The organism is Photorhabdus hainanensis (assembly GCF_018448965.1).
Taxonomy (GTDB): domain Bacteria; phylum Pseudomonadota; class Gammaproteobacteria; order Enterobacterales; family Enterobacteriaceae; genus Photorhabdus; species Photorhabdus akhurstii.
This window is the reverse complement of record NZ_RCWD01000002.1, coordinates 64,398-83,895: the sequence shown is the minus strand read 5'-3', so window position 1 is coordinate 83,895 and position 19,498 is coordinate 64,398. Positions and strand designations below refer to the sequence as shown.

Below are 19,498 nucleotides of genomic sequence, written 5' to 3'. Positions count from 1 at the left end.
TTATCTCCTTACACGTACTAATATTAAGGAAAATAGAGTCATAATCCCACATCCGATTAATACAATAGATACAGGAAACAGAGACACAGATTTGCCAAGACCAGTTAAAAATGCCGTCAAAGAAGCCGTTCCAAACTGAAGAGCACCAAGGACAGCAGAGCCTGCCCCCCTTAAATCAGGAACCGCTGTTAATGCCAAACTGGCTGCATTGCCGAAAATTAACGCCATCGTGAACATAAGTATCATGAAAATGGCTGTAGTTAACTGAAGTTGATAAACACTGAGATAATTTACAATCAGTAATAAACAAGCTAGGATAAAAGTTGTTACAACACCAACTATGACAAGCGTTTTAGCGCCGATCCGTTCAACCCATCGGGCACTCAATATGCTACCGAACATCATAATTCCGGCATTAATTGCGAACACAACAGAAAAAAATCCTGGGGTAAAATTAAACATGGACTGGTATATAAAAGGTGATGCTGAAATGTAGGCAAACAGTGCTCCAAAGGTGGCCGAGAATACTAACGTATATCCCATATAGACTCTATTTCTGAACAGTTTGAAAAACTGTTTAACTAAACTGTTCTTAATCCCGCTATATGCTGATTTATTTGGCAAACTTTCTGGCACATAAGCAAACGTTAAGACGGTGAGTATCAGTGAAATAACCGTTAAAAAGACAAATACAACTGGCCACGGAAAATGTGCAGCAATGCCTCCTATCAATGGCGCAATTATCGGCGCTACACCTTGTATCGCTAACATCAGATTGAAATAGTATGCGGCTTTGTTACCAAAACTAAGGTCAGAAACAATGGCTCGTGTTAAGACAATACCTGATGCACCACCAGCACCTTGAAAAAAACGGCTAATGATTAACATCTCAATACTTGAAGAAAATGAACAAGCAATTGATGCTACAGTTAGCAAAACCATACCGCCTAATAGAAGGTTTCTCCTGCCAATCACATCCGACCAAGGGCCAATAATTAATTGTCCAATCGCGAGGCCAAACATAAATGACGTTAGACTTAATTGAACACCAGCTTGAGTTGTGATTAGTGCGTGAGACATAGCGGGAAATAAAGGGAGGTACATGTCAGTCGAAAGAGCGCCAATAGCACTCAACATTCCCAGAACTAAAACAAGTTTGAATCCCAGCGCACCTTTTTGGTAAGACGAAACATTCAAATCTAAGCAATTTTCATTTAGTATATTTTCTGATTTTTTCACTGTCATTCATCTAATATAATAAATATGTCATGAAGACTGTAGCATCATAGAAAAATGATTTCCATTTAGAAATCATTTTTTTGTTTGCTTAGTGTTACTATTGAAAATACTATATTTTCGATAGTAAAGCCTTGTTTCAAGGCGGGGTGTTGAGAGGAAGTCGGTTGTATCACCGATTAAAATTGGCAATTTGATAGGTTTCATTAGGTAATTAACGTATCCACGTTGCTTAGGATGACTTGATAGAGCAGGTAATAACTGAAGTAACCATGATCGAAAATAGCGACAGCATTTTCTCCCAGACACGCAAGGTGTCCTTTTGCACAGTCTCTCTCATTATTATGATTAATAAAATCAATATCATACACTATTGAGTTCAGTACATCATAGAGACAGATCATCATGGCATAGGGGTAATATCTGGACGTGTTTTGGGGATCCGGTAACCCTTGTTCAAAAGCTTTCTTGGAACATTTAATCTAGAGCCATTAATAGTAAAAACCTGATGTCCTTTCCAACACGAGTCAAAAAAACCTTATTCAGCATGTAATATAAATTTATTTGCCTGTCACCCCTACAGAGTTATCAGTATCTATAGCATAATTTTTTCCTTAACCGAATACCATTGCCCCGCTTACAACTCCAGTAGCTTAATTGTGGAGAAGGACGACACGCCGTGGCCAGAAGTGTGTTTCATGGTAAACGAGGTGAACTGAGACAGGCATATTTGAAGGCCGGGAAGATCAACTCAGTTCTGGAAGACGTCAGCAGAGGGGAGCTAAGGCCATTTAATGAAGATGATTAACGCAATGATTTATAATTAAATGGCTATTTAAAATGACTGCTTAACGGCGTTTACTGTTCCATTGCTCCCCAAACCCCATTCCCGGTAACTGAGCATTAATCTGATTTATTCTACATTTACTACCCTTATTTTGTCGTTTATAGAATCATAGTTTCTTTTGTCTATTCTTCTGTAATATTGCCTTTTGGACAGCTTTTCTTATTGTTGATTTTTCGTTTTTTATATTGAAAATATCATTCATTGTAAGATTATTATCTGCAAATAATCTAATTCGTATTTCTTATTATTAGGTAATGTCGGTGTTGTTAATTCTGTTGTGATATGGGGATTTTTTATCGAATAATTTAATATATATGTAAATCCTGTTAATTACATGTGTGATTATTTTATAATAATTAGAAGCATATTCTTATATCGTCACGGTTATTTGTCATTATAATAATTCATTTCATATGAATTTATATAAGAATATTTAATGATGATAATATATATCCTTATTATTGAATGATAATATCAAAAATCTATATGAGATTTTACTGATATAACTGTCAGAGTTGACAGTAGACTTTTAAGTGTAATTTTATAATTATCATTTTTGTTAATTAACCCTTGTGTGATAACACAAATAAATGCTCTTGTTGTTAATTGGTATGAAGTTATTCTCCATAGTTATTTATAAAGTGAATGGTTTCATTAATAAATTAATAGATATGTTAAATATTGAATTGATTTACTTATTTATTAATAAAAATACCTTATCATCATTATATGTTCTTCATATTAACCCAGACATAAGGGATAAAACGGGTATGAAACTAGGTAAAAACATATTACAAACTATAGGTAATACTCCAGTAGTTATGTTGAATGGTAGATACACTAAAGGTATTAATGTCTTTCTCAAAATGGAGAATATTAACCCCAGTGGGAGTATTAAAGATCGCATTGCAGTTGCTATGCTGGAGAAGGCAGAGGCTTGGGGAGAATTAAGACCAGGCATGGTGGTTATTGAACCATCATCGGGTAATACGGCAATTGGTCTGGCAATGGCGTGTGCTGTTAAAGGTCATCAATTTATTGCAGTCTTGGACCGTATGGTACCGGCAGCGAAACGCGATAAAATAAAAGCATTTGGTGCGGAAATCATTTTCCTGCCAGAGTTTGAAGCGGGAACGGATACTGTCAAATATCGTATTGATTTAACTAAAGAGATTATAAAAGCCTATCCGAATGCGTTTAGCCCCATGCAATTCGAAAATCAGGTTAATCCTGATGAACATTATCATTCCACGGGGCGTGAGTTATATGAAACTTTTGGCAATAATTTGACAGCTTGTTTTGCGACAGCAGGGAGCTGTGGAACACTTACCGGGATTTCCCGTTATTTGAAAGAGAAAAATCCACAGGTGCGAATTTATGGTGTTGAACCGGTTGGATCAGTTATTTTCGGTGGTGAACAAGGGAAATATCTAGTACAAGGCGCGGGACTGACGTTTATACCTTCTATTCTGGATCGTAGCAACATCGATATTGCAGATATTGACGCATTCCGGATAGCGAGAAAATTAGCCAGAAATGAAGGTATTTTAATTGGTGGAACGGGAGGCTGTGCGGTAAGCGCAGCATTAAATCACCTGGATGATTTTAAGCCTGGAGATAGTATTGTTGTCATTATTCCTGATAGTGGAGAACGTTATATCGACACAATTTATAATGATACTTGGTTATTTGAAAATAATTTCTCAGAATTAGTTGAGGAAAGTAGAGCAGAACCTCAGCTAGAAGAAATTATTACAAACATGGGGTGCGTATTAAATGAGTTCTGATCGTGTTTTGGTGATTTACTATAATCGCCGCTATAATCCTCTTATCATAAGAAGTCTTAAATCTAAGTATAAAGAGGTGATTGCTCTTTATATTGATGAAGGACAGATAAGAGACATTGAAGATATTGAATTAGAATGCATGGTTGCGGGTGCCGATAAATTTATCTATAAGGATTATCGAGCGCAATATGCTGAACACTTCCTGACAAAAGCGATAAAAGCGAATGCTATTTATCAAAATGGTTATTTTCTCAGTGCAGCCCTGTCCCGACCTGCGATTGCGGAGGCGGCAGTTGAAGTAGCCAATGAGCTCAATATTGATTATATTGCCCATCAATTCAGAGGTAATGATCAAGTCAGAATGGATATGAATATAGAAATTCTGAATAAAATACCTATTGCTTCGTTGAGAGATTTTAAATACGACGAAAGTGTCGTAAATAGCTATGCTATGAATTATGGTATTCCTCAAGAATTTGGTTGTAATAACCCTTATTCTACCAGCGAAAATATATGGGGATTCAGTGTCGAATGTGGACCATTGGCAGAGCCAGAAATGTTAATTCCTGAAGATGTCAAAGGGAAATTATTTGAGGATGCACTATCAGCCACTGAGCCAATATTTTTGTCATTAGGTTTTGAGAATGGCATACCGATATCGATCGACGGCGAGAAAAAATCATTATATGAAATTATTGAAATATTAAATAAAATTGGTAAAAAACAGTCAATTGGCATTTTTGATATTGTTGAAGATGGCATTGTCGGTTTGAAAACCCGCGCAATTTATCAATCACCTGCCGCACATATCTTAATTACCGCTCATCGTGATTTGGAATGTTACTGTAGTAATCGTAACGAGAATTGGTTTAAAGAGATAATTGATAAAAAATGGGTTGAATTAGTTTATTCTGGGCTTTGGTATGATCCTTTATTAACTCATTTAAACCATTTTATTGATAGTATGAATCAACATGTCAATGGTGAGATTAAGCTTGAATTAGGCTATAAATATGCCAGCGTTTGTTCCCGTGCTTCCAAGAATACTATCTATGATGATAGTTTAGCAATATATAACTGTGGTCATTTATATAGCCAAAACGATGCGGAGGGATTTGCAAAAATATTTAATATCCATACTAAGCAAAGTGCTAAATCTAAGATGAGGCAAATATTATGATTAAAGAATTATTAATGTGTAAACCTGACTTTTACGATATTGAATACGTCATTAATGATTGGATGGATCCTAATAATAGAGTCAATAAAAAATTGGCACAGAAGCAATGGGATTTTCTTTATGAACGGTTGACTGAACGTGGCATCACTATTCGCACTATTGATCCTGTTAAGGGTTTGCCTGATATGACTTTCTCAGGTGATTGCGGTATGGTGCATAATAATAAATTCCTTGCTAGTAATTTCCGGCACGCTGAACGCCAAGGGGAAAGCCAATATTATATTGATTACCTGGAAAATCTAGGTTATGAGATACATCGTGTTGATGACGGTATCTATTTTGAAGGGCTTGGAGATGTTATCTATTGGGAAAATGATATCATATTTGGTTATGGTCCTCGCTCAGATAAAGAAGCAATAAATAAGATTCAGAAAGTCTATCCAGAACTTAAAGTTAAAGGTGAGTTGCATATTCAGGATCAAACTTTCTTTCATGTAGCTCTGGCATTCTCATTTATTGACAAAGATACGGTTGTTTACTATCCTGATGCATTTACTAAAGAGAGTCAGAATTATATTACTGAAACATTTGAGCGCCGGATCTCAGTATCAGAACGTGACGCTAAGGAATTATTTATCTGTAATAATATCCCAATAGGTAGAGATATTCTCATGCATGATTGTTCTATAGAAGTTGAGCGTCAATTAAATAATTATGGTTATAATGTTGTTAAGTGTGATATGAGTGAATTCTTAAAGAGTGGTGGTAGTCTGCGCTGCTTAGTATTAAAAATTAAATAATTATAATGGGAGGATAATTAGCCATGTATATTTTAGGTATAAATTCAGTTTACCATGAGTCAGCAGTTTGCTTATTAAAAGATGGAGAAACTATCTTTGCCATTGAAGAAGAGCGTTTAAATAGAAGAAAACACGGAAAACCAGCAAATATTGATAATCCCGATGAGTTGCCATTGGCTTCTATTGAAGTTGCACTAGACTTCGCGGGTATTAGCTTGGAAGATGTGAGTCATATTGGGTTTTCTATCGATCCGATAGAACGAAGAAAATCAATCTTTATTGATGAAGCTACCCATGAAGGCAGTTGGGGAAGTGTCTCGGGTGAATCTATTTTCTATCGTAAAACCACTTCAGTACCAGAAATTTTGCAATCAATGGGATTCCGTGGTCAATTTCATTGGGTTCCGCATCACACAGCGCATGCGGCGTCTGCTTATTTTGTTTCGCCATTTGATAAAGCGCTAACCTTATCACTTGATGGTGTTGGAGAGGATAATACCGCAGGGGTATATCTGGGCAATGGTAATAGTCTGGAAAAAATTAAAACTATTGAATACCCTCATTCAATTGGTTTTATGTGGGAGAAATTAGCAGAATTCCTAGGCTTCTCTGTATACGATGCCTGCAAGGTAATGGGAATGTCTGCTTATGGTAAGCCTGAGGGTTTTATGCCGGCGTTCCAACAATTCGTCAAAATTTATGAGAAAGGTGAGTTTACCATTGATAACTCCATTCTCAATTTCCGCAGCCAAGATTTTTCTCAATTAGAATCTCTGTTTGGTATTGCGAAGAGAGTGCCTGGTGGTGAAGTTGCGCAGGAATATTATGATATCGCTGCTTCTCTCCAGCAAATAACTGATGAAATCGTGCTAAATATGGCTCGTCATTATTTGCAGGAAACAGCAACGAATAAGCTCTGTCTTGCGGGTGGTGTGGCATTAAACTGCATAACCAATAAGCGACTATATGAAGAGTTGGATATCGAAGATATCTTTGTTCAGCCTGCCGCCCATGACGGTGGGACGGCTACCGGCGCCGCACTATTTATTTGGCATCAGATTCTTGGAAATAATCAACGCTATCCTCTGACTCATACCTATTGGGGTCTGGAATATAGTGAAGATGATTACCAACGTAGTTTGAAAGCGCATGGTTTGGACTGGACGTATGAAGAGAATATTCATGAAGTCGTCGCAGACTTATTAGCTGAAAATAATGTTGTTGGCTGGTTCCAGGGGAGGATGGAATTTGGGCCGAGGGCATTAGGTAATCGTAGTCTGTTGGCCGATCCGAGAAATGAAGACATTCGGGATTTAATGAATCGTAAAGTTAAACATCGTGAAATGTTTAGACCATTTGCGCCTAGCGTATTGCGTCAACATGTTGCTGACTGGTTCCATGTTCGAAAAGAATTACCGGAAGCTGCAAAATATATGTTGTTAGCGATGGATGCTAAAGTGGATAAAGCATCGGAAATTCCGGCTGTGGTTCACGTAGATGGCACTGCCAGAGTGCAGGTGGTAGATAGTGCATCAAATCCAGGTTATGCCCAGTTGATTGAGGCATTTTATCTGAAAACTGGTGTGCCTTTGCTGCTGAACACCTCTTATAACGATAGCGAGCCGATCGTTTGTTCTCCTGATGATGCCATTAAAACTTTCATGAAAACAAATATTGATTATTTAGTTCTGGGGAATTATTTGATTAAATCTGTTCATTAATTATTGCAAGTAAAAATCTATCCCAGTAGGCATAATTGCTGAATCAGTTTAAGTCTTGCTCAGAGCTGAATTGATAAATAAAATGGCCTAATGGGATAGATAATAAGGTTGAGGTAATATTAATGATACATAGGATCATACTGGCTCGCTTTTTTTCTGTTTTTTCAGAGGCATTTGTTATGTTCGCTGTGCCTGTATTAGTATATACCTCAACTAATAGTGCTTCACTTTCATCTTTTGCTTTTGGGCTTGAACGGCTATTCAGGGTGATTTCACTCCCTATTTCTGGTTGGATGGGCGACAGGATGCATACGTTGGTTATGTTATTCCTGAGTGATATTCTTCGATCATTAGTTTGCTTATTTCTTTTTATTCTTTCATTTATATATTCTGATAATAGCATCGTATATATCATTATTCCTCTCTCATGTGTTTTATCCTTTTTTAGTGGGGCGGGATATGTCAACCTTGAAGGTTTTGTCTCTAAAAACATAAGTGCAATAGAATTACCTTCTGTTAACTCTCGTTTACAGTTTGTTGAACAGTTTACCTATATTGCAGCCCCGGCGGTTGTCGGTTTGCTGGTTTATAAATTTAGTGTTTATGCGGTATTTGCATTTGCATTTTTTCCTTTTCTGATTAGTAGCTTGATATGGTTTCAGCTACAAAGGAAAAATCAGATTGAAGAACACGCTAATAGAGAAGGTTATAATCTGCCGGCCATTTTTAAATTCTTGATGGGAAACCCACCCTTGTTACGCGTCATTGGCCTGACATTTCTGATGAATGTGATGCAAGGCGCTATTCTGTCAACGGCAGTTTATGTTATTACCAGCGTTTTTTCGCAGCCAGAAGGGAGTTATGCTCAGCTTTTGGCTTATGCGGGTCTGGTAAATTGTTGTGTATTTTTTATTGCGCCAAAATTATGCCGAGTTTTTGATGTGCGTATCGTTGGTGTAACCGCTTTTTTGATTGCGTTATGTGGTTTGACACTATTTGCTACCGGGCCGTTATTTGTGGTTTACACATTAGGTTTCTTACTGGTCATTGGTGCGGAAGGTTGTTTTAATCTTTTTTCTCGCTCTTATCGGGCGAGTCTTATTCCGAAGCAGCGTTTTTCTCAGTATCTTGGTGTGGTGTTGGTTTTGAATCAGTTAGCGACACCTTTAACTAGTTTCATTTGTGCTAATTTACTGAACCATTTTTCCTACAATAGTATTTATCTGATATTCTCTGCATTCGTTTTATTGATGTTTGTCATTATTAATCCTTATCGTTCGCTTAAATTTAATCTGCATAATAGTCAATAATGGAGGAAATATGAGTTCAAAAAAATATTTGTTAGTGCTTGATTATCTTCCGGCAAGGCTGAGTGAAATCGTGAATATTCGTGACTATATTCAATCTCATTACTCCCTTGAATTGGTGATTATTAGCGATATGTTGTCCGGTGAGGAGAAAAATATCACACCATTTGTCTATCATATTCCTGTACGAGCAGAAAATTATGTTGATAGTGTGATGGCAGTTCTTGGTGAACTTAATATGACATGTGCAGCTATTCTCCCCTTTATGGATGCGGTATCTGGGTATGCTGCTGTTATCGCGAAAAAATTAAATGTTTATGGTGATGATCCCGAATTAAGTTTTGCGGGTATTGAAAAATATCAATTCCGCCAACAAGAAACTCGGATATTACCACTGCTTGCGGCACAACATATTAAGACACCTCGATATACTTTCATTAATGAGATTAAAGAATTAGAAGAATTTTATGACTCTGTTCCGTATGGTGTGATTATTAAGCCTAATTGTGGTCGAGCAAATATAGGAGTGGTTGCGGTTAAAGATAGAAGTAAAATCCCAACGGCTTTTGTTCAATCTGTTGAGCAATCTGGCGGTAATCAAATTCTTGCAGAAGAGCTTATTATTTTCGATACAGAATATTCGTATGATGGTATTGGTTGTATGGCGTTTTTAACGCAAAAAGTTTCTCAGAAAGGGGAATATCCTGTTGAAATAGGGCAAATAGTACCGGCGCAATGTGATGGCAGAAATACGATTGCATTACATAAAGCAGGGCAGGTAATGAATCTGATCTCAGGGCAAACTCTTGGTGCATTCCATAATGAGATTAAGCAGGATAGTAAAACGGGAGAAGCTTTTCTGGTTGAAACTAATCGTAGACCTGCGGGTATGCGTATTTGGGATATGGCTAACCGGGTATATGATATAAATTTACAGGAAATTTGGGTTGACCATTTAGTCAAAGGATTTAGTGATCGGATGATATTGCCTGAAGCGAAGGGAAGAGCATTTTTGATTAATTTGCTGGCAGGTAAAGATGGAAAGATTAATGATAAATTCGATAAAACAGAAATTAATGCAGCATTATTAGCATCTATTGATAATATTCTAAGTAAATTATATTACGAAATTATTGCAATAAAAATTAATTTAGAGAAAAGTTCATTAGTTTACGAAACACCAAAAAGCAATAATGATTTCTGTGGTTACGTTTGTGTGCATATTAATGATGAGCACGTCAAATGTGAATCCCTGATGAATGAAGTTAATGATGCATGGAGGGATATATTATCTAATTATATTTTGTAATTTCGTATGGGCAGAGCCTTATTTCGGCTCTAATTATTATATAATTAGATTATATGCTATTGCTTTAGCAACTGCCGCGACTTTATTGGGAACCACTAATTTCTCCATGACATTGTTAATGTGGAAATTAACTGTTCTTGTCGAAATATCCAGTATATCGGCTATTTCAGCAGAAGTTTTTCCTTCACAAGTCCATCTTATGACTTCAACTTCTCTGGTAGAGAGAGTTGGAACAATGATCTTATCCTTTTTGTTTTTTAGATTATTGAATGTTTTTATGCATTCATTCGCCAATATGCCTAACATTCCCGCTTTATTAAGTATTTCATTGTGGGAAATAGTGCCTTCTTTTCTGGCGACTGAAAAAATTGACCTTTCTCCATGATAACCTTTAATTTTGATTGAAAGACTATTTTTAACTTCATTTTTATCTGGATTTGATTTTTCAATCATAAAATCAGCGTTTTCTGATATATTATCATTACAAATTGACGGAATAGAGAAAGTGTAATCACCATTCATTAACTGGTCGCTGTCGTGATTATTATCTTGATTATAATTGTTTGCATTTTCTATATTTAAGTTGGTTATTAGAACATATTTTTTAGTCGTGAATGGGTATTTTTCTTCCTGATAAATTGAGTAGAATTCAAAACCCAGATAATTTATCGCGTTTAACAGCTTCTTTTCTAATTCTGGCATGGTTTTGGATTTTTTAATTTCAGATGAAATCTCATTAAATAATGTATTCATAAGATTTTCCTCGTCGTATAATATTTGCAATAAAATTAATTTTATATAAAAAATATTTCATTCATATAATCAATTATAAGTAAAAATATATAAAAATTGAATTTTTATATTGTAACCTTTAAGGAATGAATATGCTACTTAGAATTATATCGATTATTAGCTCTTATATATTTTGTCGACATGTATTTTTCTAGTGATATCTTCGGTTTACCCTGCTGCATAGCGCTGTTATGCTTACGAACCTAATTTAATTTGATCACAGGTATTTTCATGGCAAAACTTTCTTTTGATTCTATCGAGGCACAAGCAAGTTATGGAGTTGGCTTGCAAGTTGGTCAGCAATTACTGGAGTCTGGCCTGCAAGGTCTGGAACCTGAAGCGCTGTTAGCAGGGTTGTGTGATGCGCTGGAAAATCATTCTCCAGCGGTGCCGGTTGATATATTACATCGTGCCTTACGTGAAATGCATGAACGTGCGGATGGTGTGCGTCGTGAACGTCAGCAAGTTATGGCAGAAGAGGGTCAGAAGTTTCTGGCAGAAAACGCTCAGCGTGATGGTATAAGCATCACTGAATCCGGTTTACAGTTTTCTGTTCTAAAACAAGGGGATGGTGCAATTCCTGCTCGTACTGATAGCGTGCGTGTTCATTATACCGGACGTCTGATTGATGGCGCTGTGTTTGACAGCTCAGTACAGCGTGGCGAACCTGCTGAATTTCCGGTGAATGGTGTGATTGCTGGATGGATTGAAGCATTGACGTTGATGCCTGTCGGTTCTAAATGGGAGCTTTATATCCCTTATAATTTGGCTTATGGTGAGCGAGGCGCTGGTGCATCGATTCCTCCATATAGCACTCTGATTTTTGAGGTGGAATTATTGGATATTCTGTAAGTTTTATCCAGAAGTAGGATTAAAAATAGCCGGTATATTCGCCTCAGACTACTGATAAACCCATTCAATAAAGTGGGCGGTGTTTTCAGACTATCGAAAATTTCAGCTAGTATGTTGCCGATTAACTGGCTTTTTCTCAATGTCCCAGTTGTTTCTTTAAAATAGGTTTTTTGGGCTGGTCAGTTTTTGCTTTTACCTAAAAAGTAGATGGTAATGCTATTTTCCTGATATTCCGTGCTGTTGCCACCAGCATTTGGGTTCTTTCTGATCTTAATCGTGATCATAGTGCTGTTTCGCACTGGCAAGCCTAGGTTCCACTTTCTCCTTTCTCTTGTTAGTACTTGTTTACTTTTACCTTTGTTTGAGTGTCAGCATTTTAAAGTATTTTTTATTTCTAATAACTTTAATGACAAATAAACAATGTTTTGTTTGTTTTTATTATAAAGATAATGTTGATTTATTAAATATATTGAAGAATAGTATGGCTAATTCATTGCATCAACGATTATGAAAGGTCTGGCGGATTAATAAGCCAGGAATGTTATCTTGATATAAAGGAAATGAAAATGAATGCAATTGAAATATCGCCATTAATACCCTATTTTTCTCGTCGTATTAATTCTGAAAGTCTATACCGAATTTCTCCGAAAAAAATGGCGCAGGCTATTGATGTTAGTATTGATCTGGGAGAAGAAGAACGTAATCCGACAAAGGGGATGCCTGGTTATTTTGCTTATGGTTGGCGTAGCGCTGCCAACCGAATAATTCACGCTAATACACTCGGAGTAGAATATATTTCTCTGAGATTTATCTCGTCGGCAAATAGAAATAATAATATTGAAGCGGGCTTAATATTATTTGAAGAAACACTGCAAAATATATTGACTTCAATTGGTTCCGTGCCAGTGAAGATGATTGTCGATCCTTTTGGTCTGGCGTTAACAGAGGATGGGCAATGGGGTGTGCGGGATAATAACGGTAATTTTGATAAGGAACAGACTCATAATTTACTGGAAAAAGTGGGTTTTATCCTTTCGCGTAATCATGTTCATGGAGTGGTTACGTTGGGACGTTTACCAGAGGAAGTGATGTTGACGAAAAAAGGGATCAGTAAGGCGGGGGATTATACGAAAATTTATTCGTTCTCCCAAAATAGTGAGACCAGCACTGCCTATGTTTATTTGGATGCTGTAGGCCATAATACCGGTCAGAAAATCATGCCAGGTAATGTCAAAGAGATGGATCTGTGGGCACTCCTCGATATTTGGCATGGCGCCGATGTCTCGGTGATTAAACCGATGGAAAGCTTCCATCTGATGAGCTCGTTACGTTACCTGATTGAGAATGAAACTGCCCGCGAACAATTTTTGAATTCTCCTGATGTTAAGGATATGGCCCAGAAAAACGCCTTTGTTGCCAAAAGCTTGGCGGAAATGAATGCATCTCCTCTTGAGCTGTCGTTGAAGTGTTCCCGAATCAAAATGGCTGGTTATACGGTTTCTGGCACAACTTACATGTTAGCACTATTGGCGCATGAAAAGGGTCCTGAAATGGCAAGGGCACGTATGGAGGAAATGTGGATAACGGCGCTTGGTGTGATGGATGAACAGTGTGAATGCCTTATTGATCGCAATGTGGTCAAATATCTTGAAGGTTCAATTCTTGCTTAGGTAAATTGACACGATATTGTCATATGTTTCAGATGATAGTGATCCCTGAATTATTGTTGTCTGAAACATTAATTATGTATGGAAAAGCGTGGCTATTATTCACCCTCTTACATTATAGGACTATATGAATTCTTCTAATCAAGATACGAAATACAGAGCTATATTTATCGCCATCATGATCGTCACCTTTATGATTGGTTTTGATACAACTGGCTTAGGGGTTGCTATCCCAGTGATCGCGACTGAACTGGGTTTTGGTGTTAAAGAAGGAGCATGGCTCAGCATTTCTTATACAGCAGGCTTTGCTGCTTTCCTATTACCCGCCGGAATAATCACTGATCGTCTGGGAGCCATGAGAACACTGATTTCCGCCTTGTTGGTGTTCGTTGTTGCTTCTTATATGTCCGTTAGTTGTGTTTCTCTTGGCAGTTTTATCTTTGTTCGTTTAATTCAAGGCATTGCCGCCGCTTTTTTGAATACAGCGGCGATGGCGTTGTTGAATCTTCTATTTCCCGTGGGAAGTAGTAACCGTTCACAGGTTTTCAAAACCTGGTCAATGATACTTGGGCTGAGTTTTTCTTTGGGGCCGCCTTTAGGGGGCTTGATAATCAGGATGCTGGATTGGTCATGGATATTGTTACTCAATTTGCCCTTAGGGGGGCTGGTTGTATTCTTGATGTTGAAAAGAAAAGGCCGCACTTTGTCTGCCGGTGGGGCGTTAAGCCGTGTTTCTCTGTTTAGTACCTTACCAGTGACGGCGATTCTGTTGTTGGTCACCATGTATCAATATATCGATCAAGTGCTTCCGGGTCAGAATGGCACTATCATCAAGGCAACGCTGCTTATTCTGGGGGGAATAAGCGTTTGGCTGTGTCACCATTTTTCTGTGCGTAGTTTCACACGTTTACCTGAGCTTAAAAATGGTGCCTTTGTTATCTCATTGGTTCTGCCGATTATTTTTTCTATCGCCTATTGGAGCTTATTTGTGGTGTTACCGCAATATTTCGCGGTGAAATTGGGCTTTGATGCATTGTATCTGGCTATGACAATGCTATTGCTTTCTTTGCCGTTAACCTTGGTACCTTTATTGAGGATTGCCGAGCGTTTCAATCTTCAAGCTACCGAGGGATTCCTGATGTTAACGGTTGGATTGGTGCTGTTGGCTGGTATCTTTAGTCCGGTTGTTGATGGGAATGTTTGGTTGTTGGCGGTTGGATTGTTGTTGTTAGGTACGGGAGCGGCAGTACTTAACCCATTGATGGCAAGGCTGGTGATGGACAATGTTGCTCCTGAGAATTCAGGATTGGCGGCAGCTCTTACCAGCACGTTGCGTCAAGTCGGGTTTGCCGCAGGAGTCGCTTTTTTTTCATTGTTGACGCAACACAGCGAGGAGTCTGTCATCCATATCTCGGAAGCTATGGCGTTACTGATAGCCGCCATGTTGTCTTTAGTGGCGCTTGCGGTGTGCCAGGGTTTACAACGAAGTCGCGGATATTAACACAAGGTTTTTAATGCTTAACTTAAATGAATGAATTGTTGGTGGTACAACGGGTTAGATGACGGCATCATATTGGGCAAAAGTGCTTGGTGAGAACATGAAGATAATAGCGATTGCATCAGATTGTCAGTAACTTGAGCAGGCATATCCAGTTGTTTTTATTTTAAGAGGGGTAATAAAATTCTTACCGTTCCAATAAAAGATCAATTGGTAATATAGTCTAAAATGATAACAGATGACTAACCGCAGAGGTGTATGATGCTAGAACAAATCTGCCAACTGGCTCAGGAAGCTGGTGCGGCTATTATGACAATTTATCAGGATGAACATCCTCTGAAAGTTGATCATAAGCAAGATGATTCACCGGTTACTATGGCTGATATTGTAGCTCATAAAATCATTAAAGCCGGATTATCCCGTATCGCTCCGGAAATTCCACTGTTGTCGGAAGAAGAGCTTCCCTCTTGGGAAGAGAGGCGTGATTGGAAGCGCTATTGGTTAGTTGATCCTCTGGATGGTACCAAGGAATTTATTAATCGTAACGGTGAATTTACGGTTAATATTGCCTTGATTGATGAGGGTGTTCCTGTGATGGGGGTCATATATGCTCCTGTGCATGATACGCTTTATTCCGGGCAAGGGCGGCAGGCATGGAAAAAAGCCGGTGGTGGTCAATGCTTGCCGATTAAAATTCGTGATGCTAATCCACCAATGGTAGTCGTTAGCCGTTCTCATATGGATACAGAATTAGAAGATTATCTCAATCAGTTAGGTGAACATCAGACGGTTTCTGTGGGGTCTTCACTGAAGTTCTGTTTGGTGGCTGAAGGAAAAGCGCAACTTTATCCTCGTTTTGGACCCACTCATATCTGGGATACTGCGGCGGGTCATGCTATAGCCATTGCTGCTGGCGCTCACGTGACGAATTGGAAAGGTCAGACTCTAGATTATACACCTCGTGAATCATTCCTAAATCCGGGATTTAGAGTAACGATTTTTTAATCATGGTTGTTTTCTAGCAGATTTGTTTTTTAGCAGAATGGTGGTGATAAGGGCAAACGAAAACATACCTGCAAGTCGTTATCACCACAGATGTTTTTACTGTAGTTCTTTACGAACTAATTCAATTACTTGTTTGATTTCGCTACTGTTTAGCTTACCTTCTTTAGCAAACTTCGCTGCGCCATTTTTGTCCAGGACAATAATGGCAGAACTTTTCGCTTCCAACTGCCAAGCTTTTTTGGCCACACCGTTGCTGTCAGCGATAAACTGAGACCACGGAAACTCTTTTTTGCTATCTTCAATACTGCTGCGGACAAATGGTCCGGTACCGAATATGGCGTCACTGACATTGATGATGGTGGTTGTTTGGTATTTTTCTTTTGAAAAATCAGCGCGTTTTATCTCTTCTATCAGTGGAGCATTCATCTCTTTAGCGGCACTACGACCTGCAATATGTTGTATGACTCTCACTTTGCCAATCAGTTTTCCACTATCCCAATTTTGGTAGCTAAACTTGTTATTATTGAGTAGCAACTCACCTTTATCAGAGACATTGATCGAAGGAACTTGCTGTTCCAGGGTGATGTTGTGAGCGAATGCTAAAGCAGGAGAACAAAGTAGCGCAGCATATAGCATAAAGTTCTTTATCATAATTTTTCCTTTGTAGGTTAATGTGACAATACATGGATCTCTAGCATAGCGGGTATTAACTGATTTATCTCTTTAAAGAAGATCAAATTTTTAACATTAAGTAAGAGATAAAGTTACATAGTTATGTATATCTAAATATCTGTCATTTTATGTAAATTCGGTGCATAAAACTAAAAATGGAGGGAACAAAATCGGATAAATTCAGTCTATTATTCTACATAACGGTATCGTGTATGGAGTTGGTTCATCAAACGTAACCGTAAGAAGCACTTAGGAGGAAAAAAGCAGAGATGAAAATTTTTCACCGATATAACCCACTGAAAATTGCTCTCTACGTTAAAACTTTATTCCGTGGACGTTTATACATTAAAGATATGGGGGCTTTTGAATTCGACTGTGGCAAAATTTTACCACCGAAGGTGAGAGATAAGCGCCATTTTAGTGTAATGAGCGAAGTCAATCAGCAAGTGCTACGTTTGCAGGCCGAAATAGGATAGATAACGAAAAAGAGTCGGGTTGCATACTGATGTAATCAGCGCCACAAATAAAAATAAGTGGCGCTTAACGAGAATACTAAACGGCCTTAGTTCAAGAGTAGGCCGTTTTTATTTATCATCACTGATAAGTAGGTTTTGTGTTGGCGTCGCGGTGGGAATATCAGTGACTTTTGTGACTAGTAGCTGATCGATTTTGTAGTTATCAATATCGACAACTTCAAACTTGTAACCAGCAAATTTGACTGAATCGGTACGCTTTGGAATTTTGCGCAGCCGGAACATCATGAAACCTGCAATGGTTTCATAGTTACTTGAATCAGGAAAGTCATCAATATCCAGTACCCGCTGTACATCATCGATAGGTGTTCCCCCTTCTACTAACCATGAATTTTCGTCACGGATGATAATCTGCTCTTCTTGTCCTTGACCGACTAAATCACCCATCAGGGTGGTCATAACATCATTAAGGGTAATCACACCCATTACCAGCGCATATTCATTCAGGATAATGGCAAAGTCTTCACCCGCCGCTTTAAAGCTTTCTAAAGCATCGGAAAGCGTCAAAGTATCTGGAATGATCAGCGCGTTGCGGATTTGGACACCTTTGTTGAAGCTTAGGTTTTGACCACTCAGAACACGGTTGAGTAGGTCTTTGGAATCCACATAACCGATAACGTGGTCAATATCTCCATCACATATCAGGTATTTGGAGTGTGGCTGGCTAGAAACCTGTTGTTTGATACTTTCTTCACTTTCATTCTTATCGAAGTAGATGATACTTTCCCTTGAGGTCATGGCAGAGGGCACTGTGCGGGATTCGAGTTCGAACACGTTTTCAATCAGTTCATGCTCTTGTTTACGCAGCACACCAGCAACAGCGCCTGCTTCCACAACCGCAAAAATATCATCAGATGTGATGTCTTCATTACGCGTTGTCGGAATTTTAAAAATCTTAAAGATAAGATCAGACAAGCCATTAAATAGCCAAACTAATGGGCGGAAAACTGTCAGACAGAAACGCATTGGGTTAACGATTTTCACTGCGACGGCTTCAGGCTTGATCATGCCGATACGTTTTGGCGTCAAGTCTGCGAGTAAAATGAATATACTGGTCACAATGGTAAATGAGCAGATAAAGCCCAACTGTTCCGCCCATTCAGGACGCATAAATTTCATGAAAAAAGCTTTCAGTGAAGGGGAGAATGCGGATTCACCGACAACACCTGCCAAAATTGCCACTGCATTTAGGCCGATTTGCACCACGGTGAAGAACATTCCCGGTGTTTCTTGTAATTTAAGGACATGGGCTGCGTTGACATTACCCTCATCGACCATCAGTTTTAGTTTGATTCGTCTGGAGGCAGCAAGAGAGATTTCAGATAACGAAAAAAAGGCGCTTATCGCGCACAATAGAAACACTATTAAGAGACTATTTAGCATATGGGGTCCGTGTTTTACCTCCGGTGGTAGGGTAGGTTGTTATTTAGAAGAGCACCGGAGGAAACAATAAAAATTATATAAAATAAAAAGTGATAACAAGCACTTAGAAAACCATTGATTAGCGTATTAATTATAACATTAATAAAATGTAACGACTAGTTTTTGTTCATTTGGGGTAGGCAAACACCAATACCGCCTAGTCCGCAATACCCCTCAGGATTTTTAAATAGATATTGTTGATGATAATCTTCGGCAAAATAGAATGGCCCCGCTTCTGTGATCTCCGTTGTAATAGGGCGGCTATCCCCTTGTTGTTGCATTGCTTTTTGGAAGCGTTCAAGGCTGGCTAATGCCAGTTCATGTTGCTGAGGTGACACGGTATAAATCGCAGAGCGATACTGAGTACCAATATCCCCGCCCTGTCGCATCCCTTGAGCGGGATCGTGGTTTTCCCAGAAAAGTTTTAATAAGTTTTCGTAGCTGTTTTTTGCTGGATCGTAAACAATTCTAACAACCTCAGCATGTCCGGTTAGGCCGCTACAAACTTCTTCGTAAGTTGGATTCGCTGTTGTACCGCCGCTATAACCTGCGGAGGTGGTGTAAATATCAGGTTGTTGCCAAAATAGGCGTTCTACGCCCCAGAAGCATCCCATACCAAAATAGGCAACTTCCATATTTCCTGGGACGGGTTCTATCGCATGATCGGTAACAGCATGGTTAGGTGAAACCTTAAGAGGCTCGGTTCTGCCTGGTAATGCGCTTTGAGGATCAATAGATAGGCTTTTATTAGCTGAAGTTGGCACAATTCACTCCCGTAATTATTAAGTTTTCAGACATTAATAGATTGTATATATTATAAACTTTACTCAAGATAAATTTATTATAGTCAAATTATTCCGATCAGGTTAG

Annotated in this window: 16 protein-coding genes and 1 pseudogene; 12 read left to right on the top strand and 5 right to left on the bottom strand. The window is 38.4% G+C overall.

Going from position 1 to position 19,498, the window contains the following annotated elements; genetic code table 11:
- Positions 1-1,245, bottom strand: coding sequence for a multidrug effflux MFS transporter (locus tag EAE92_RS01950; RefSeq protein ID WP_214066856.1), 1,245 nt, complete (start codon positions 1,243-1,245; stop codon positions 1-3).
- A gap of 643 nt (positions 1,246-1,888) precedes the next feature.
- On the opposite strand from EAE92_RS01950, the pseudogene EAE92_RS25355 reads away from it, so the two are divergent.
- From EAE92_RS25355 to EAE92_RS01920, 7 genes and pseudogenes are all read left to right on the top strand, one after another.
- Positions 1,889-1,995: pseudogene (locus EAE92_RS25355) on the top strand (Tn3 family transposase); the annotation flags it as partial.
- Between the two features lie 678 nt (positions 1,996-2,673).
- The gene (locus EAE92_RS01945; protein WP_246544962.1) at positions 2,674-3,870 is read left to right on the top strand and encodes a PLP-dependent cysteine synthase family protein; all 1,197 of its coding nucleotides are present in this window, start codon (positions 2,674-2,676) and stop codon (positions 3,868-3,870) included.
- The gene (gene argG, locus EAE92_RS01940) at positions 3,860-5,050 is read left to right on the top strand and encodes an argininosuccinate synthase (protein WP_214066855.1); all 1,191 of its coding nucleotides are present in this window, start codon (positions 3,860-3,862) and stop codon (positions 5,048-5,050) included. Before EAE92_RS01945 ends, argG begins: the two co-directional genes overlap by 11 nt.
- Complete coding sequence (locus tag EAE92_RS01935; RefSeq protein ID WP_214066854.1) at positions 5,047-5,850, top strand: dimethylarginine dimethylaminohydrolase family protein; 804 nt, start codon at positions 5,047-5,049, stop codon at positions 5,848-5,850. The genes argG and EAE92_RS01935 overlap by 4 nt, the downstream gene beginning before the upstream one ends.
- Positions 5,851-5,873: 23 nt before the next feature.
- Complete coding sequence (locus tag EAE92_RS01930) at positions 5,874-7,571, top strand: carbamoyltransferase family protein (protein WP_214066853.1); 1,698 nt, start codon at positions 5,874-5,876, stop codon at positions 7,569-7,571.
- Positions 7,572-7,693: 122 nt separating this feature from the next.
- Positions 7,694-8,881: an MFS transporter gene (locus tag EAE92_RS01925; RefSeq protein WP_214066852.1), complete on the top strand. Its 1,188-nt coding sequence runs from the start codon at positions 7,694-7,696 to the stop codon at positions 8,879-8,881.
- Positions 8,882-8,891: 10 nt separating this feature from the next.
- The gene (locus EAE92_RS01920) at positions 8,892-10,187 is read left to right on the top strand and encodes an ATP-grasp domain-containing protein (RefSeq protein ID WP_214066851.1); all 1,296 of its coding nucleotides are present in this window, start codon (positions 8,892-8,894) and stop codon (positions 10,185-10,187) included.
- A gap of 36 nt (positions 10,188-10,223) precedes the next feature.
- Here EAE92_RS01920 and EAE92_RS01915 read toward each other — a convergent pair whose 3' ends face one another.
- The gene (locus EAE92_RS01915; RefSeq protein WP_046396605.1) at positions 10,224-10,940 is read right to left on the bottom strand and encodes a helix-turn-helix domain-containing protein; all 717 of its coding nucleotides are present in this window, start codon (positions 10,938-10,940) and stop codon (positions 10,224-10,226) included.
- A 270-nt stretch (positions 10,941-11,210) separates the two neighbouring features.
- On the opposite strand from EAE92_RS01915, the gene bamJ reads away from it, so the two are divergent.
- From bamJ to cysQ, 4 genes are all read left to right on the top strand, one after another.
- Entirely contained in the window at positions 11,211-11,831 is a 621-nt protein-coding gene (gene bamJ, locus EAE92_RS01910) for a BamJ family beta-barrel-assembly machinery protein (RefSeq protein WP_040151139.1), read from the top strand.
- Positions 11,832-12,397: 566 nt separating this feature from the next.
- Positions 12,398-13,501, top strand: a complete 1,104-nt coding sequence (locus EAE92_RS01905; RefSeq protein WP_214066850.1) for a hypothetical protein — start codon at positions 12,398-12,400, stop codon at positions 13,499-13,501.
- A 124-nt stretch (positions 13,502-13,625) separates the two neighbouring features.
- Entirely contained in the window at positions 13,626-14,999 is a 1,374-nt protein-coding gene (locus tag EAE92_RS01900; RefSeq protein ID WP_036810100.1) for an MFS transporter, read from the top strand.
- Positions 15,000-15,257: 258 nt separating this feature from the next.
- Positions 15,258-16,001: a 3'(2'),5'-bisphosphate nucleotidase CysQ gene (gene cysQ / locus EAE92_RS01895; RefSeq protein ID WP_214066938.1), complete on the top strand. Its 744-nt coding sequence runs from the start codon at positions 15,258-15,260 to the stop codon at positions 15,999-16,001.
- Between the two features lie 96 nt (positions 16,002-16,097).
- Here cysQ and EAE92_RS01890 read toward each other — a convergent pair whose 3' ends face one another.
- Positions 16,098-16,652: a YtfJ family protein gene (locus EAE92_RS01890; RefSeq protein ID WP_065392167.1), complete on the bottom strand. Its 555-nt coding sequence runs from the start codon at positions 16,650-16,652 to the stop codon at positions 16,098-16,100.
- 290 nt (positions 16,653-16,942) lie between these two features.
- On the opposite strand from EAE92_RS01890, the gene EAE92_RS01885 reads away from it, so the two are divergent.
- A complete protein-coding gene (locus tag EAE92_RS01885; RefSeq protein ID WP_011148633.1) occupies positions 16,943-17,149 on the top strand; it encodes a DUF1107 domain-containing protein in 207 nt (68 codons plus the stop codon).
- A gap of 108 nt (positions 17,150-17,257) precedes the next feature.
- Here the strand turns inward: EAE92_RS01885 and paeA are convergent, their stop codons facing one another.
- Both paeA and msrA read right to left on the bottom strand, forming a co-directional pair.
- Positions 17,258-18,589, bottom strand: a complete 1,332-nt coding sequence (gene paeA, locus EAE92_RS01880) for a polyamine export protein PaeA (RefSeq protein WP_214066849.1) — start codon at positions 18,587-18,589, stop codon at positions 17,258-17,260.
- 155 nt (positions 18,590-18,744) lie between these two features.
- Positions 18,745-19,392, bottom strand: coding sequence for a peptide-methionine (S)-S-oxide reductase MsrA (msrA, locus tag EAE92_RS01875; RefSeq protein WP_214066848.1), 648 nt, complete (start codon positions 19,390-19,392; stop codon positions 18,745-18,747).
- Positions 19,393-19,498 lie beyond the last annotated feature (106 nt).

What these genes read in the sequence shown, in the direction of transcription:
- EAE92_RS01900 (WP_036810100.1), top strand. Translation starts at nt 13,626, where the DNA reads ATGAATTCTTCTAATCAAGATACGAAATACAGAGCTATATTTATCGCC.
- EAE92_RS01935 (WP_214066854.1), top strand. Translation starts at nt 5,047, where the DNA reads ATGATTAAAGAATTATTAATGTGTAAACCTGACTTTTACGATATTGAA.
- EAE92_RS01905 (WP_214066850.1), top strand. Translation starts at nt 12,398, where the DNA reads ATGAATGCAATTGAAATATCGCCATTAATACCCTATTTTTCTCGTCGT.
- EAE92_RS01920 (WP_214066851.1), top strand. Translation starts at nt 8,892, where the DNA reads ATGAGTTCAAAAAAATATTTGTTAGTGCTTGATTATCTTCCGGCAAGG.
- cysQ (WP_214066938.1), top strand. Translation starts at nt 15,258, where the DNA reads ATGCTAGAACAAATCTGCCAACTGGCTCAGGAAGCTGGTGCGGCTATT.
- EAE92_RS01915 (WP_046396605.1), bottom strand. Translation starts at nt 10,940, where the DNA reads ATGAATACATTATTTAATGAGATTTCATCTGAAATTAAAAAATCCAAA.
- EAE92_RS01885 (WP_011148633.1), top strand. Translation starts at nt 16,943, where the DNA reads ATGAAAATTTTTCACCGATATAACCCACTGAAAATTGCTCTCTACGTT.
- EAE92_RS01930 (WP_214066853.1), top strand. Translation starts at nt 5,874, where the DNA reads ATGTATATTTTAGGTATAAATTCAGTTTACCATGAGTCAGCAGTTTGC.
- bamJ (WP_040151139.1), top strand. Translation starts at nt 11,211, where the DNA reads ATGGCAAAACTTTCTTTTGATTCTATCGAGGCACAAGCAAGTTATGGA.
- EAE92_RS01890 (WP_065392167.1), bottom strand. Translation starts at nt 16,652, where the DNA reads ATGATAAAGAACTTTATGCTATATGCTGCGCTACTTTGTTCTCCTGCT.
- EAE92_RS01925 (WP_214066852.1), top strand. Translation starts at nt 7,694, where the DNA reads ATGATACATAGGATCATACTGGCTCGCTTTTTTTCTGTTTTTTCAGAG.
- paeA (WP_214066849.1), bottom strand. Translation starts at nt 18,589, where the DNA reads ATGCTAAATAGTCTCTTAATAGTGTTTCTATTGTGCGCGATAAGCGCC.
- EAE92_RS01950 (WP_214066856.1), bottom strand. Translation starts at nt 1,245, where the DNA reads ATGACAGTGAAAAAATCAGAAAATATACTAAATGAAAATTGCTTAGAT.
- argG (WP_214066855.1), top strand. Translation starts at nt 3,860, where the DNA reads ATGAGTTCTGATCGTGTTTTGGTGATTTACTATAATCGCCGCTATAAT.
- EAE92_RS01945 (WP_246544962.1), top strand. Translation starts at nt 2,674, where the DNA reads ATGCTCTTGTTGTTAATTGGTATGAAGTTATTCTCCATAGTTATTTAT.